The sequence below is a fragment of the Cupriavidus sp. WS genome, from assembly GCF_000395345.1.
Classification (GTDB): Bacteria; Pseudomonadota; Gammaproteobacteria; order Burkholderiales; family Burkholderiaceae; genus Cupriavidus; species Cupriavidus basilensis_B.
The window spans coordinates 1-15039 of sequence record NZ_AQPL01000325.1; the positions used below are offsets into that span (position 1 = coordinate 1).

Genomic DNA, 15039 nt, shown 5'->3' on the forward strand with positions numbered 1-15039 from the left:
GGCGGGCCGCCAGCATGCTCTAGAATCGCGGCAGGACAAGGCTTGCCATCCGGCAACGCCTTGCACCGCCACGAAAACAAGAACGGAGACACCGTGCGTTACGAACTGACGGACCTGCGCCTGTTCCAGGCCATTGCCGAAGCGCAGAACCTGTCCAGCGGGGCCTCCGCGATCCACATCACGGCATCCGCCGCCAGCTACCGCCTGAAGAACCTCGAGCATGCGATGGGCACGCCGCTGTTCGTGCGCAACGCGCGCGGCATGGAGCTCACGCCCGCCGGCCAGACCCTGCTCGCGCACGTGCGCGAACTGCTGCAAGGGGTGGAGCGCATGCATGGCGAAGTGGGGCGCTTCTCGGCGGGCCTCAAGGGCCATATCCGCCTGCTGGCCAACAGCAGCTCGCTCAACGGCTTCATCATCCCCAGCGTGAGCCGCTTCCTGGCGGCCAACCCGGACGTCAACATCGACCTCGAAGAACGCGCCAGCCAGGCCATTCCCGCCGCGGTGGCGGCGCAGGAGGCCGACATCGGCATCCTCGCCGGCGACATCGATGCCGGCGGCGTGCGCGCCGAGCGCTATGCCGTGGACGAACTGGTCCTCGCCGTGCCGCCCGACCATCCGCTCGCGCGGCAGGCCGAGCTGCGCTTCGGCGCGGCGCTCGAATTCGATTTCGTCTGCATGAGCCGCGGCAGCAGCAATTTCCTGTTCCTGCGCGACATGGCGCAGCGCGCCGGCAAGAGCCCCAACGTGCGCCTGCACGCGCACAGCTTCGAGGCCGCGCTGTCGCTGGTGGAGGCCGGCGTGGGCGTGGCGCTGGTGCCGCGCAGCGTGGCCGCGCAGGCGCTGCGCGAGGCGCGCGTGGCCGGCGTGCGGCTGGCCGAGCCGTGGGCGCGCCGCGAGCTGAACCTGATCGTGCGCGCGGAGCGCAAGCTGCCGTCCTTCACCGCGGCCTTCGTGCAGTTCCTGCTGGACGATCCGCGCGTGGCGGCCACGCGGGAAGACGTCCCGCCGCCGGGCCGGGAGGCATGAATAAACCGACTTCGTTTCGGTTGATTAAATCATTTCAAGAATACGTGGCGGGTCATTACACTTTCTTCGTGTACTCCTGATGACAGGGGTGCGCACAAGGAAAAACACAATGACCAAAAAGCAAAAGCTGGCCGCCGCGCTGGCACTCTCCCTGCTCGCCACGTCACCGGCGTGGAGCGCCGGCACGCCCTCGCAAGCCCTCTCCCCGACCGCCTCCGATACTTCCCCTTCCGCCCCCGCCACCAGGGCGAGCCGCGTGGCCGCGCTGTTCGGCAGCCCCGCCGACCTGCGCGCCACCACGCGCACCGTGACGCTCACGCCTGGCATGAACTACGTCAACGTCGCCTCCGGTGAATCGGTGGCCTTCAACGCCGGCGGCAGGAGCGCGGGCTGGACCTTCCTCGAGGCCGCCGGCGGCACCTCGTTCGACATGGCGCTGATCCTGCCGGACCTGCCGCAGGCCAGGGGCATCCGCGTGTACGTGGGCGCCAGCGACGTGTTCCACGGCGGCTGACGCGCGCGGCGGCGGGCTGACGGCGTTGGCGGCCCGGCAGATGTGAGCGCGGGCCGGCGCGCCGCCGGCCGAGCGTTCCAATTCCACGAACTGCCGGTTCGAATTTTTCGGATGGCCCGATGGCGGGCGCGAAAAATATACTGGCTGCCAGCTCCAGGCCCGTGGAAGGCGGCTCCTTCGTCTCATGCCGGTCCGGCGGCGACATACAAGAACGATTCATCCGGAGACAGCCGTGAAACCCTTCCAGGCCCGCCTGCGCCTGCTCGCCTTGTGCGGCAGCATCTTTTCCACCTTCCTCGCGGCCGGCGCCGCGCACGCGCAGCCGGCCGCGGCCGAAGCGTGGCCCGCCAAGCCGGTGACCATCGTGGTGGCGTTCGCGCCCGGCGGCATGACCGACATCGTCGGGCGCCTGCTGGCCGCCGAGCTGTCGCAGGCGTTCAGGCAGAGCTTCGTGGTGGAGAACCGTCCCGGCGCGGCCGGGCAGGTCGCCACCGAGTACGTGGCGCGCAAGCCCAGTGACGGCTACACGCTGCTGCTCAGCGCGACCGGCCACGTGATCGGCCCGGCGGTGCAGAAGAACGTGCGCTATCAGCCGGTGAAGGATTTCGAGCCGATCGCGCTGATCGCCAAGGCGCCCAACATGCTGGTGGTGAACCCGTCCGTGCCGGCCCACACGCTGCCGGAGTTCATCAAGTGGGCCAAGGCGCAGCCGAGCGTGCCCTACGGCTCGGCCGGCGTGGGCGGCTCCACGCACCTGGCCGGCGAGCTGTTCCGGCAGGTGGCCGGCGTGCCGCTGGTGCACGTGCCGTACAAGGGCGCGTCGCCGTCCACCAACGACGTGGTGGCCGGGCAGATCCCGATGGTGTTCCAGGATTCGATGAGCGTGTCCGCCTTCATCGCCGCCGGCAAGCTGCGGCCCATCGCCGTCACCAGCGCCGAGCGCAGCAAGCTGTTTCCCGAGCTGCCGACCATCGCCGAGGCCGGCTTCAAGAACTACGACCTCTACACCTGGCTCGGCCTGTACGCGCCGGCCGGCACCGCGCCGGACATCGTGGCGCGCCTGAACCGCGAGGCCAACCGCATCATGCGCTCGCCCGCGATGGCCGAGAAGCTGCGCAAGCAGAGCGCCGAGGCCGGCGGCACGCTCGACCCGGCGGCGTTCCGCCAGTACGTGGAGGCCGAGGTGGCCAAGTGGCAGCGCACGGTGCAGGTCACCGGCGTGAAGGTGGACGAGTGAATCCCCGCTCAATCCGCTCGACCCACTCAATCCATTCGACCCACTCAACCCATCGCGGAGCGGCTTCCATGCACGGCAGCACAGGCGCGCCCACCGACAGCGAAACCCGGGGCGCGGACACTTTCTATTTCGCCAGCCTGGCGCGGGGCAGCTTCGTCATGCCGCGCTGCGCGGACTGCGGGCGCTGGCATTTCTTCCCGCGCGTGCTGTGCCCGCACTGCGGCTCCGACGCGCTGGCCTGGCAGGCGCCCTCGGGCGGCGCCACGGTGTATTCCACCACCACGGTGCACCGGCCGGAAGGCGACTACAACGTCAGCCTGATCGACCTCGACGAAGGCCCGCGCATGATGAGCCGGGTCGCGGGCGTGGCGCCGGACGCGGTGCGCATCGGCATGCGCGTGCGCGCGCGGATCGCGCAGGAGGCGGCCGGGCCGCTGCTGGAATTCGTCGTCGCGCAGGTGCAGCCATGAGCGACACGCACGGCACGCGGCGCGGCGCCGTCGCCATCCTCGGCACCGGGCTGGCCGGCCTGGGCCACGCGGGCGGGCGCACCGAGCAGGAGATCATCGCGCAGGCGGCGCACGCGGCGGTGCGGGCCAGCGGCCTGCGCATGCGCGACATCGACGGCGTCATCACCGCCAGCCTCACCTCGCCCTGGTGGGTGATGCGCATGGCCGAGTATCTCGGCATCCGGCCGCGCTTTTCCGACAGCACCATGTTCGGCGGCTCGTCCTTCATCGCCGACCTCAAGATCGCGGCGATGGCCATCGAGGCCGGCGAGTGCGACAACGTGCTGGTCTGCTACGGCGCCACGCCGCGCAGCGCGCCGAGCAGCACGCGCCAGAACCAGATGCGCGCCGAGCTGGACCCGCAGCCCTACGAGCATCCGTACAAGCCGTTCAACCCGCCCAGCAGCTACGCGCTGGCGGCGGCGCGCCACATGCACCAGTACGGCACCACGCGCACGCAGCTGGCCGAGGTGGCGGTGGCCGCGCGCAAGTGGGCGCAGCGCAACCCCGATGCGTTTGCGCGCGGCCCGCTGAGCGTGGACGACGTGCTCGGCGCGAAGATGATTTCCGATCCGCTCACGGTGCGCGACTGCTGCCTGGTGACGGACGGCGCCGGCGCCTTCGTGGTCACGCGCGCCGACCGCGCGCGCGGCCTGCACGCCAGCCCCGTCTACGTGCTCGGCTGCGGGCACGCGCACTGGCACCGGCAGATCTCGTGCATGGACGACGTGACCGTGACCCCGGCCGTGGAGTCGGGCCGCAAGGCCTTCGCCGAAGCCGGCCTGACGCCGGCCGACATCGACGTGGTGGAGCTGTACGACGCCTTCACCATCAACCCGATCCTGTTCCTGGAGGACCTCGGCTTCTGCGCCAAGGGCGAGGGCGGCGCCTTCGTCTCGGGCGGGCGCATCGAGCCCGGCGGCGCGTTCCCGATGAACACCAACGGCGGCGGGCTGTCGTGCACGCACCCGGGCATGTACAGCATCTTCCTGGTGATCGAGGCGGTCGCGCAACTGCGCCGCGAGGCCGGCGCGCGCCAGGTGCCGGGCGCGCAGGTGGCGCTGGTGCACGGCAATGGCGGCGTGCTGTCGAGCCAGGCCACGGCCATCCTGTCCACCGCAGTCTGAACCTTCACCGCATCTTCGCGAGCCTGCCATGACACTGCCTTCCGCCAGCACCCCGGACAACATCGCCCTGAGCCCGACCGTGCGCTACCAGTGCCACGGCCGCGTGGCCGTGCTGCTGATCGACAACCCGCCGGTCAACGGCCTCGGCGATACCGTGCGCCTGGGCTTGTACGAAGGACTGGCCGCGGCGGCGCGCGACGACACCGTCGCCGCCGTGGCCATCCTCGGCGCCGGCAAGGCGTTCTGCGGCGGCGCCGACATCCGCCAGTTCAATACGCCGGCGGCCAGCGCGCGGCCCACGCTGCGCGAGGTGATCGCGCGCATCGAACAGTCCGCCAGGCCGGTGGTGGCGGTCATCCACGGCGTGGCGCTGGGCGGCGGCATGGAGCTGGCGCTCGGCTGCCACTACCGCATCGCCAGCGCCGATGCCAGCCTGGGCCTGCCCGAGGTCAACCTCGGCCTGGTGCCGGGCGGCGGCGGCACGCAGCGGCTGCCGCGCCTGATCGGCGTGGCGGCGGCGCTGGACCTGATCCAGTCCGGCCGGCCGGTGCGCGGCGAGCGCGCGCTGGCGCTGGGCATGGCCGATGCGCTGATCGAGGGCGAACCGCTCGCCGCCGCGCTGGCTTTCGCGCGGCGCGTGGCGGACCTGCCGGGCGCGCATCCGGTGATCGCGCGCCGGCCGCGCGCCGACGGCGCGGGCGTGGACTTCGCCGCGCGCGTGGCCGCGGTCGGCGCGCGCGCCCGCAACGCGCTGGCGCAGCGCGCCGCGATCGCCTGCGTGGAGGCGGCGACGCGCATGCCGCTGGAGGCGGGGCTCGATGCCGAGCGCGCGCATTTCGACCAGCTCGTGGCCGGCCCGGAATCGCAGGCGCTGCGCCACCTGTTCTTCGCCGAGCGCGAGGCGCCCAAGGTCGCCGCCGCGCCGGCGGGCGAGGCGCCGCGCGAGGTGGCGACCGAGGTGGCGCGCGTGGGCATCCTCGGCGCCGGCACGATGGGCGCGGGCATCGCGATGGCGTTCGCCAACGCCGGCATCCCGGTGACGCTGTGCGAGCAGCGCGAGGACGCGCTGGCGCGCGGCATGGCGCAGATCCGCCGCAACTACGAGATCACCGCGGCCAAGGGCAAGCTCACGCCGCGGGACGTCGCGCAGCGCATGGCGCGCATCACGCCCACGCTCGCCGACACGGAGCTGGCGCAGGCCGACCTCGTGATCGAGGCGGTGTTCGAGGACATGGCCGTCAAGCAGGCCGTGTTCGCCCGGCTCGACGCGATCTGCAAGGCGGGCGCGATGCTCGCCACCAATACCTCGCGGCTGGACGTCGACGTCATCGCGGCGGCGACCTCGCGCCCGCGCGACGTGATCGGGCTGCACTTCTTCAGCCCCGCCAACGTGATGAAGCTGCTGGAAGTGGTGCGCGGCCGGCAGACCGCGCCGGCGGTGGTCGCGGCCTGCATGAAGCTGGCCCGGGACATCGGCAAGATCCCGGTGCTGGTGGGCGTGTGCGAAGGCTTCGTCGGCAACCGCATGCTCACGCCGTACTGGCGCGAGGCCGGTTTCCTGCTGGAAGAGGGCGCCTCGCCGCGCCAGGTGGACGGCGCGCTGACCGGCTTCGGCATGGCGATGGGCCCGCTGGCGATGGCCGACCTCGCCGGCATGGACATCAACTGGGCCACGCGCAAGCGGCTGGCGCCGACGCGGCCGGCCCACCTGCGCTACTCGAAGGTGGCCGACCGCATCTGCGAGCTGGGCCGCTTCGGCCAGAAGACCGCGGCCGGCTACTACCGTTACGAAGCCGGCAGCCGCGCGCCGCTGCCGGACCCGCTGGTCGACGAGATCATCCGCGCCTGCGCGGCCGAGGCCGGCATCGCGCGCCGCGCGGTGGACGACGCGGAAATCGTCGAGCGCTGCATGCTGGCGCTGGTCAACGAAGGCGCGCGCATCCTGGAAGAGGGCATCGCGCGGCGCGCCTCGGACATCGACGTGGTGTACGTGCATGGCTACGGCTTCCCGGCGTGGCGCGGCGGGCCGATGTTCCACGCGCAGCGCCTGGGCCTGGCGCGGGTGCTGGAGCGCATCCGCGCGCTCGAAGCCGCCCACGGCGGGCACTGGGCGCCCGCGCCGCTGCTGGTGCGGCTGGTGGCCGAGGGGCGCGCCGCGTTCGACGTGGACTGAGGGGCGGGACGAGCGGCGCTTCGCCGCCGCCGCCGCGCGCATGGCGCGTGCCGGCCTGCTATGCTCCGGGCTTTACCAGCCATCATGGAGTCGAGCGTGCACGCGCCTTCCGCCGCCGGTTCGCGCCGGACGAACCCCCGCCCCGGCCGCCGCGCGGCGACGCCGGCATGACGGCGCGGCCGCTCCTGCTGCGCCTGCCGCCGTGGCTGCGCCCGCTGCTGCGTCCGCTGCTCGACCCGGCGCGCCGCTACCGGCACGCGCGGCTGATCCACTCGGTGCGCGTGGCGCTCGGGCTGCTGGCCTCGATCGCGCTGACCACCGGCATGGACATCCCGCACGGCGAATGGGCCTCGATCACGCTGCTGGTGGTGGTCGGCGGCCTGCAGCACCAGGGCAACATCCGCCGCAAGGCGGCCGAGCGCGCGCTCGGCACGCTGATCGGCGCGGGCGCGGGGCTGGCGATCATCCTGCAGCAGTCGTGGCTGCAGGTGCCGCTGCTCAGCTACGCGCTGATCGCGGTCGCCTGCGCCGTGTGCGCGTATCACGCGATCGGCAAGGGCGGCTACATCGCGCTGCTGTCGGCCATCACCATCTTCATCGTCGCCGGCCACGGCGAGAACGCCATCGCCGACGGCCTGTGGCGCACGGCCGACGTGCTGATCGGCATCGCGGTGGCGCTGCTGTTCTCGTTCGCGCTGCCGCTGCATGCCACCTACACCTGGCGCCACAAGCTGGCCGAGGCGCTGCGCAGCTGCGCGCGCATGCAGACCGCCATCGCGCTCGACGCGGACCTCGACGCCGCCGCCCTGCAGCGCGCGATGACGCTGCAGGGCGGCCTGCTGGTGGCGCTGCGCGGGCTGATGCCGTCGGTGGCCAAGGAGACCGACATCCCGATGGCGCAGCTGGAGTCGATCCAGCACGGGCTGCGCGTCTGCATCAGCCTGCTGGAGGTGCTGGCCGCGGTGCGGCCGCGGCAGGAAGGTGCGGAAGACGGCGCGGAAGACGGCGCCGCCGTGCGCGCCCAGCTGGTGGCGACGGCGCGGCGCATGCAGTCGATGCTGATCGGCATGGCGCGCGCGCTGGTCCACGGCGTGCCGGCGCGGCTGGCCGCGCGCGGCGCCGCCGTGCCCGCCATGCCGGCGCTGTCAGGGCCGTGGGCGGGCTACCTGTCGCTCACGCAGCGGCTGGAGTGCGAGTTCGCGCAGGTGCGCGAGGCGCTGGCCGCCACCGCCGGGCAGTGGAACCTCTGATGCCGGCGCGGCGCTAGCGCAGCACGAAGCCGCGCTCCCGCACCGCCTGCGAGTCGAGCCCGATCTGCACCGTGAAGTCGCCCGGCTCGGCAACGTAGTCGAGCTGCGCGTTGAAGAACTTCAGCATGTCCTCGTCGATGGTGAAGCGCACCTCGCGCGCCTCGCCCGCCTTGAGCATGAGCTTGCGGAAGCCCTTGAGTTCCTTCACGGGCCGCACCACCGAGGCGGCGACGTCGCGCAGGTAAAGCTGGACCACGGTCTCGCCGTCGCGCGGGCCGGTGTTCTTCACCGTCACGCTGGCCTCGATGCGGCCGCCGCGCGCCATCGCCGGGCTCGACAGCGCCACCTCGGACACGCTGAAGTCCGTGTAGCTCAGGCCGTAGCCGAACGGGTAGAGCGGGCCGGGCTGCTCCTCGAAGTATTGCGAGGTGTAGTTGGGCGGCTCGCCCGGCCGGTACGGGCGGCCGATGCGCGGGTGGTTGTAGTAGGTCGGGATCTGGCCGAGCGAGCGCGGAAAGGAGATCGGCAGCTTGCCGGCGGGGTTGTAGTCGCCGAACAGCACGTCGGCGATGGCGTGGCCGCCCTCGGTGCCGGCGTACCAGGTCTCGAGCAGCGCGTCAGCGTTTTCCTTCTCCCAGCCGAGCGTGAGCGGGCGGCCGTTCATCAGCACCACCACCAGCGGCTTGCCGGTGGCCTTGAGCGCGCGCAGCAGCGCGTCCTGGCTGCCCGGCAGCGACAGGCTGGTGCGGCTCGACGCCTCGTGCGACATGCCGCGCGACTCGCCCACCGCGACCACGATGGTGTCGGCGCCGCGCGCGGCCGCCACGGCCTCGGCCAGCATCTCGTCCGGGGCGCGCTTGTCCTGCACGATCTCCGGCTTGTCCCAGTTCATGAAGTTCAGGTAGCCGACCACGCCGGCGTCGTCGGTCACGTTGGCGCCGCGCGCGTAGACCACGCGGCCACTGGCGCCGAGCGCGTCGCGCACGCCCTGCAGCAGCGTGACCGACTGCCCGGACTTGCCGGCGGCCGACCAGCTGCCCATGATGTCGATGGGCGCGTCGGCCAGCGGGCCGATCACGGCGATGGTGCCGGCCTTCTTCAGCGGCAGCGTCTGCGCGCGGTTTTCCAGCAGCACCAGCGAGCGGCGCGCGGCCTCGCGCGCCGCCGCGCGGTGCAGGCGGCTTTCCGCGTCGATGTCGGGCGGGTCCTGCTCGGCCTTGCCGATGCGCCGGTACGGGTCCTGGAACAGCCCCATGTCGTATTTGGCGCCGAGCACCTCGCGCACCGCGCCGTCGATGTCGCGCATGGGCACCTCGCCCGCCTTCACCAGCCCGGGCAGGTAGGCCAGGTAGGCCGAGTCGTGCATGCTCATGTCCACGCCGGCGCGGATCGCCAGCCGCGCCGCCTCGCGCCCGTCCTTCGCCACGCCGTGCTTGGTCAGCTCGTCGATGGCGCCGTGGTCGCTCACCGTGACGCCCTTGAAGCCCCAGCTCTTGCGCAGCAGGTCGCGCAGCAGCCAGGTGTTGGAGGTGGCCGGCACGCCGTTGACCGAGTTCAGCGCGATCATGACGCCGCCGGCGCCCGCGTCGACGCCGGCGCGGTACGGCGGCAGGTAGTCCTGGTACATGCGCAGCGGGCTCATGTCGACCGTGTTGTAGTCGCGCCCGCCTTCGACCGCGCCGTACAGCGCGAAGTGCTTGACGAAGGCCATCACGCTGTCGGCGCCCGCTGGCGAGCCGCCCTGGAACCCCTTGACGCTGGCGCGCGCGTACTGCGAGACCAGGTAGGGGTCTTCGCCGAAGCCCTCCGAGGTGCGCCCCCAGCGCGGATCGCGGGCGATGTCGACCATCGGCGCGAAGGTCGCGTCGAGGCCGTCGGCGCTGGCCTCGATGGCGGCGATGCGCGCGCTCTGCGTCACCGTGGCGAGGTCCCAGCTCGAAGCGAGCCCGAGGCTGATCGGGAAGATGGTGCGGTGGCCGTGCACCACGTCGTAGGCGAAGAAGATGGGAATCTTCAGGCGGCTGCGCCGGACCGCGGCGTCCTGCAGCGGCCGGTTCTCCGCGGGCGTCACCGAATTGAAGGTGCCGCCCACGCGGCCCGCGGCGATCTCCTCGAGCAGCCGCGGCTGGGGCATGTCCGCGCCGATGCTGATCAGGCGCAGCTGGCCGATCTTCTCGTCCAGCGTCATGCGTTTCATCAGGTCCGCGATGAATGCGTTCTTGTCGCCGGCGTGGCCGGGGGCGGGACCGGCAAGCACCGGCGAGCAAACAAGACTGGCCGACAGGGCCAGCGAAACAAGCATTCTCATCTGATTGTCATCCAAGTGGCGCGGCAGGTCCGGCGCACCGCGATAGTGCGCGCTGGCCGTCCTGCCGGCTGTCCGCGCGTGCCAGAACAGGCACACGAGGCAAAATTCGTTGTCTTTTTGCGCTGCGCCCGCAGTTTACCGCCACTACACTAGCAACTTTCGCCGCGCGCATACCGCGCCAGCCTGTTCCAACGTGCCTTTCCTGGAGAGATTCGTGTTTTTCGCAGTCATTGCCGCGTCGTTACGTCCCAAGATGCGAGCCGCCGCGCCGGCGCTCATGGCCACCCTGACCTTGCTGTGCGGCGCCCCGGCCTGGGCCTTCTCGCTGGACGACGTGACCGCCCGCGCCAAGGCCCTGGCGGACAAGCCGTATGCCGCGCCGGCCAGCAACCTGCCGCCCGCGTTCAGCCAGATGCAGTTCGCCGACTACATCAAGATCCAGCCGCGCCGCGACCAGCTGGAATGGAAAGACCAGGACACGCCGTTCCGCCTCGGCTTCTACCACCAGGGCATGCAGTTCAGCGCGCCGGTGCGCATCAACGAGATCGTCGGCAACGCGGTCAGCGAGGTCAGGTACGACCCGGCGCGCTTCGACTTCGGCGACCTCAAGCTCGACAAGGACGCGACCAGCAAGCTCGGTTATGCCGGTTTCCGCGTACTCTACCCGATCAACCGCGCCGACAAGCTCGACGAGGTCATGAGCGTGCTCGGCGCCAGCTATTTCCGCGTGATCGGCAAGAACCAGGTCTACGGCCTGTCCAGCCGCGGCCTGGCCATCGACACCGGGCTGCCGGTGGCCGAGGAATTCCCGGCCTTCCGCGAATTCTGGATCGCGCGGCCCGCGCCCGGCGACAAGCACGTGGTGTTCTACGCGCTGCTCGACTCGCAGCGCGCCACCGGCGCCTACCGCTTCGACCTCTACCCCGGCGAGGACACCGTGCTCAAGGTGCAGGCGCGCGTGTTCCTGCGCGGCAAGGCGCTCAACCTCGGCGTGGCGCCGCTGACCAGCATGTTCCTGTTCGGGCCGAACCAGCAGCGCGACCAGTACAACTTCCGCCCCGCGCTGCACGACTCCAACGGCCTCGCCATCCATGCCGGCAACGGCGAATGGCTGTGGCGGCCGCTGAACAACCCGCGCGACCTCGCCATCAGCAGCTTCGAAGTCACCAACCCGCGCGGCTTCGGGCTGCTCCAGCGCGGGCGCGAGTTCTCCGCCTACGAAGACCTCAAGGACCGCTACGACCTGCGCCCGAGCGCGTGGATCGAGCCGCAGGGCGACTGGGGCAAGGGCCACGTGCAACTGGTGGAGATCCCCACGCCCGACGAGACCAACGACAACATCGTCGCGTTCTGGAAGCCGGACGTGCTGCCGCCGCGAGGCCAGCCGCTGCGCGCCGACTACACCATGCACTGGACCATGAACGAGAGCGCGCTGCTCGGCAAGGACGTGGCCTGGGTCAAGCAGACGCTGCGCTCGGCCGGGGAAATCACCCAGGCCAACCTGATCCGCCATCTCGACGGCAGCACCGGGCTGCTGGTCGATTTCGAAGGCCCGGTGCTGGCCAGTCTGCCCGCCGGCACGCAGGTCGGCTCGCAGGTCAGCGTGAGCGACAACGCGGAGATCCTGGACAAGGTGCTGGAGCCCAACCCCGTCACCGGGGGCTGGCGCCTGAGCCTGCGCGTCAAGGTCAAGGACCCCGGCAAGGTGGTGGAGATGCGCGCGGCGCTGGTGGCCGGCGGCAAGCCGCTGAGCGAGACGTGGAGCTACCAGTTGCCGCCGCGCTCGGTGGGCGGCTGAGGCATTGAAGACCTGCGGGACGGAGCGGCGGGGCCGGATCGCCGCGTCGGCGGCGGCCCTGGCCGCTCCGGCCGCCCCGGCCGCTTCTACCGCTTCTACCGTTCCTGCCGCTTGCGCCGCAGGAACTCGCTCATGTAGCGCTGCGGCTCGCCGGTCTCGAAGGCGCTGCCGAATTCCTTCACGCTGTTGGCGATGGACACGTCCAGCGGCGCGTCTTCCCACTCGCGCAGCAGGCGCTTCTGCTGGCGCACCACGGCCGGGCCGAAGCCCGCCAGCAGGGCGGCGACGCGCTCCACCTCGGCGTCGAGCCCGGCCAGCGGCACCACCTTGCTGACCAGGCCCCATGCCAGCGCTTCGCGCGCGTCGGCGAGCTCGCCGGTCAGCAGCATCCACGTGGCGCGCGCGTTGCCGACCAGGCGCGGCATCAGCGCGGCGTGGATCACCGAGGGAATGCCGACCTTCACTTCGGGCATGCCGAGCTGGGCGTTGTCGGCGGCGATGCGGATGTCGCAGGCCAGCGCCAGCTCCAGCCCGCCGCCGAGGCACCAGCCCGGCATGCGCGCGATCACCGGCGCGGGGAAGTGCCGCAGCGCGTCGCACAGGCCGCGCAGGCCGCTGATGAACGCCTCGCCGCTGGCGCGCGTCAGCGCGGCCATTTCCTTGATGTCGGCGCCGCCGACGAAACCCTTCTCGCCGGCGCCGCGCACGATCAGCACGCGCACGCCGTCGCGCCCGGCCAGCTCCCGCACGGCCGCGGTGAGCGCGGCGATCACCGGCGTGCCGAGGATGTTGAGCGAGCCGGCCTCGCGGATGGTGAGCGTGGCGACGCCGCGCCCGTCGATCTCGACGCCGGCGTGGTTCAGCGTGGTGTCTGTCGGTGTCATGGTCGCGCCTTACTGCAGTCTGGTGAAATGGATGTCTTCGACGACCTGCTTCCAGTGCGCGTTCTGGCCGCGGATCAGGTCGGCGAAGGCCTTGCGCGACATCGGGCTGGGAATGGCGCCCTGCTTCTCGATGGCGGCCACCACCTCGGGCTCGGCCAGCACGCGGCGCACGGCGTCGTTGAGCTGGTCGAGGATGGCGGCCGGCGTGCCGGCGGGCGCGCCGAGGCCGAACCACGAAGGATTGTTCATCGCCGGCAGGCCGGCCTCGGCGTAGGTGGGCACGTTGGGCAGCACCTTGAGGCGCTGCCTGGCCGCCACCGCGAGCGGGCGCAGGCGCCCGCCCTGGATCAGGCCGGAAGACGACGGGATGTTGTCGAACACCACCTGGATCTGTCCCGCCACCGCGTCGTTCAGCGCCGGGCCCAGGCCCTTGTAGGGCACGTGCAGCATCTTCGTGCCGGTCTCGCTCATGAACAGCTCGCCGTTCATGTGGCTCAGGCCGCCGTTGCCGGACGAGCCGAACGAATACTTGCCGGGCTCGGCCTTGAGCAGCTTGATGAAGGCGGGCAGATCGGCGGCCGGGAAGGCCGGGTTGACCACCAGCACGTTGGGCACGTCGGCCAGGTTGCTGATGGGGTCGAAGTCCTTGACCGGGTCGTAGGCGGTCTTGGCGTACACGTTGGGATTGACCGCGTGCGAGCTTTCCACCTCCATCACCAGCGTGTAGCCGTCCGCGGGCTGCTTGGCGGCATAGGCGCTGCCGACCGCGCCGCCGGCGCCGGGGCGGTTCTCCACCACCACCGGCTGCCTGAGCACGGCGCCCAGGCGCGTGCCGACGATGCGCGCGATGATGTCGGTGGTGCCGCCCGCGGCGTAGGGCACGATCAGCTTGACCGGCTTGTCGGGGTAGGCGGCGTGGGCGCCGGCGCAAAGACCGAGGCCGGCGAGAAGGGGGATGGCGAGGATGCGGTTGTGCAAGCGGTGTCTCCGGTGATGGATGTGTTTTCGTGTTGCGCGCGATGTCGTGCGCGCCGGCATGCGCGATGCCGCGCGCGCCGTCAGGTCGGCCGGCGCCGGCGTCAGGCGCGCGCCGGCGCGTCGTGCTCGCCCAGCAGCGGCGGCGCGGCGCACGGCGGCGCGCCGGCGGCGGCCAGCATCGGGTTGCGGATCATCGGCACGCGCCCGAGCGTGGGATGCTCGGCGCTCTGCACGAGCTGGCGGTGCCGCACCTGCGGATGGGCGAAGACTTCGTCCATCGAGTTGATCGGCCCCCACGGCACGCCGGCCGCGTCGAAGGCGTCGGTCCATGCCTGCCGCGCGCGCGTGGGGAACACCTCGGCGAGGAGCGCGCGCAGCGCCGGCAGGTTGTCGATGCGCGCCGAGTTGGTGGCGTAGCGCGCGTCCGTTGCCAGCGCGGCGAGGCCGGCCACTTCGCAGAAGCGGGCGAACTGCGCGTCGTTGCCGATGGCCAGGATCAGGTGGCCGTCGGCGCAGCGGAACACTTCGTAGGGCGCGCAGTTGGGATGGGCGTTGCCGCTGCGCTGCGGCGCGCGGCCCGACACCAGGTAGTTGGAAGCCTGGTTGGCGTTGAGCGCCACGGCCACGTCGAGCAGCGCGATGTCGAGGTATTCGCCCGCGCCGGTGGCGTGCCGGCGCAGCAGCGCCGCCAGCACCGCCGAGGTGGCGTACATGCCGGTGGTCAGGTCCACCACCGCCACGCCGGTGCGCAGCGGGCCGGCGCCGGGCTCGCCGTCGGGGTGGCCGGTGTAGCTCATGAGGCCGCCCATGCCCTGGAACACGTAGTCGTAGCCGGGTTTGTCCGCCATCGGGCCGCTCTGGCCGAAGCCGGTGATCGACAGGTAGACCAGGCGCGGGTTGAGCGCCTTGAGCGTGTCATAGTCCAGCCCGTAGCGGCGCAGCGTGCCGGCCTTGAAGTTCTCCACCAGCACGTCCGCCTCCAGCGCCAGCGCGCGGATGCGCGCGGCGCCCTCGGGCGTGGCGTAGTCGATGGCGACCGAGCGCTTGCCGCGGTTGCAGCAGATGAAGTACGCGGAGAGGCTGTCCTCGCCTTCGGCGTCCCGCAGGTAGGGCGGACCCCAGCCGCGCGTGTCGTCGCCGTGGCCAGGGCGCTCCACCTTGGTGACTTCGGCGCCGAGGTCGGCGAGGTTCTGCGTGCACCAGGGGCCGGCCAGGATCCGCGACAAATCCAG

12 protein-coding genes are annotated in these 15039 nt (G+C 71.6%); 8 read left to right on the forward strand and 4 right to left on the reverse strand.

Annotated elements, in window-relative coordinates; genetic code table 11:
• Nucleotides 1-93: 93 nt before the first annotated feature.
• The 7 genes from K206_RS0124660 to K206_RS0124690 all read left to right on the forward strand — a co-directional run bounded on the left by K206_RS0124660 (nt 94) and on the right by K206_RS0124690 (nt 7839).
• On the forward strand, nt 94-1029 hold the full coding sequence (locus K206_RS0124660) for a LysR family transcriptional regulator (RefSeq protein ID WP_029044038.1): 936 nt from the start codon (nt 94-96) through the stop codon (nt 1027-1029).
• A gap of 109 nt (nt 1030-1138) precedes the next feature.
• Entirely contained in the window at nt 1139-1543 is a 405-nt protein-coding gene (locus K206_RS39195) for a CzcE family metal-binding protein (protein ID WP_020205058.1), read from the forward strand.
• Nucleotides 1544-1775: 232 nt separating this feature from the next.
• Nucleotides 1776-2780: a tripartite tricarboxylate transporter substrate binding protein gene (locus K206_RS0124670; RefSeq protein ID WP_020205059.1), complete on the forward strand. Its 1005-nt coding sequence runs from the start codon at nt 1776-1778 to the stop codon at nt 2778-2780.
• A 68-nt stretch (nt 2781-2848) separates the two neighbouring features.
• Nucleotides 2849-3250, forward strand: a complete 402-nt coding sequence (locus K206_RS0124675) for a Zn-ribbon domain-containing OB-fold protein (protein ID WP_020205060.1) — start codon at nt 2849-2851, stop codon at nt 3248-3250.
• The gene (locus K206_RS0124680) at nt 3247-4416 is read left to right on the forward strand and encodes a thiolase (protein WP_020205061.1); all 1170 of its coding nucleotides are present in this window, start codon (nt 3247-3249) and stop codon (nt 4414-4416) included. Before K206_RS0124675 ends, K206_RS0124680 begins: the two co-directional genes overlap by 4 nt.
• Before the next feature lie 28 nt (nt 4417-4444).
• The gene (locus K206_RS0124685) at nt 4445-6589 is read left to right on the forward strand and encodes a 3-hydroxyacyl-CoA dehydrogenase NAD-binding domain-containing protein (protein ID WP_020205062.1); all 2145 of its coding nucleotides are present in this window, start codon (nt 4445-4447) and stop codon (nt 6587-6589) included.
• Between the two features lie 167 nt (nt 6590-6756).
• The gene (locus tag K206_RS0124690; RefSeq protein ID WP_020205063.1) at nt 6757-7839 is read left to right on the forward strand and encodes an FUSC family protein; all 1083 of its coding nucleotides are present in this window, start codon (nt 6757-6759) and stop codon (nt 7837-7839) included.
• 13 nt (nt 7840-7852) lie between these two features.
• Here the strand turns inward: K206_RS0124690 and bglX are convergent, their stop codons facing one another.
• Complete coding sequence (bglX, locus tag K206_RS0124695) at nt 7853-10141, reverse strand: beta-glucosidase BglX (protein WP_020205064.1); 2289 nt, start codon at nt 10139-10141, stop codon at nt 7853-7855.
• 283 nt (nt 10142-10424) lie between these two features.
• Between bglX and K206_RS0124700 the strand changes: the two genes are divergently transcribed.
• Nucleotides 10425-11945, forward strand: a complete 1521-nt coding sequence (locus K206_RS0124700) for a glucan biosynthesis protein G (protein WP_020205065.1) — start codon at nt 10425-10427, stop codon at nt 11943-11945.
• 95 nt (nt 11946-12040) lie between these two features.
• Here the strand turns inward: K206_RS0124700 and K206_RS0124705 are convergent, their stop codons facing one another.
• From K206_RS0124705 to K206_RS0124715, 3 genes are all read right to left on the reverse strand, one after another.
• On the reverse strand, nt 12041-12829 hold the full coding sequence (locus K206_RS0124705) for an enoyl-CoA hydratase (RefSeq protein WP_020205066.1): 789 nt from the start codon (nt 12827-12829) through the stop codon (nt 12041-12043).
• 9 nt (nt 12830-12838) lie between these two features.
• Entirely contained in the window at nt 12839-13807 is a 969-nt protein-coding gene (locus tag K206_RS0124710; protein ID WP_020205067.1) for a tripartite tricarboxylate transporter substrate binding protein, read from the reverse strand.
• A gap of 101 nt (nt 13808-13908) precedes the next feature.
• The coding region (locus tag K206_RS0124715) for a CaiB/BaiF CoA-transferase family protein (protein ID WP_020205068.1) at nt 13909-15039 on the reverse strand (1131 nt) is incomplete at its 5' end.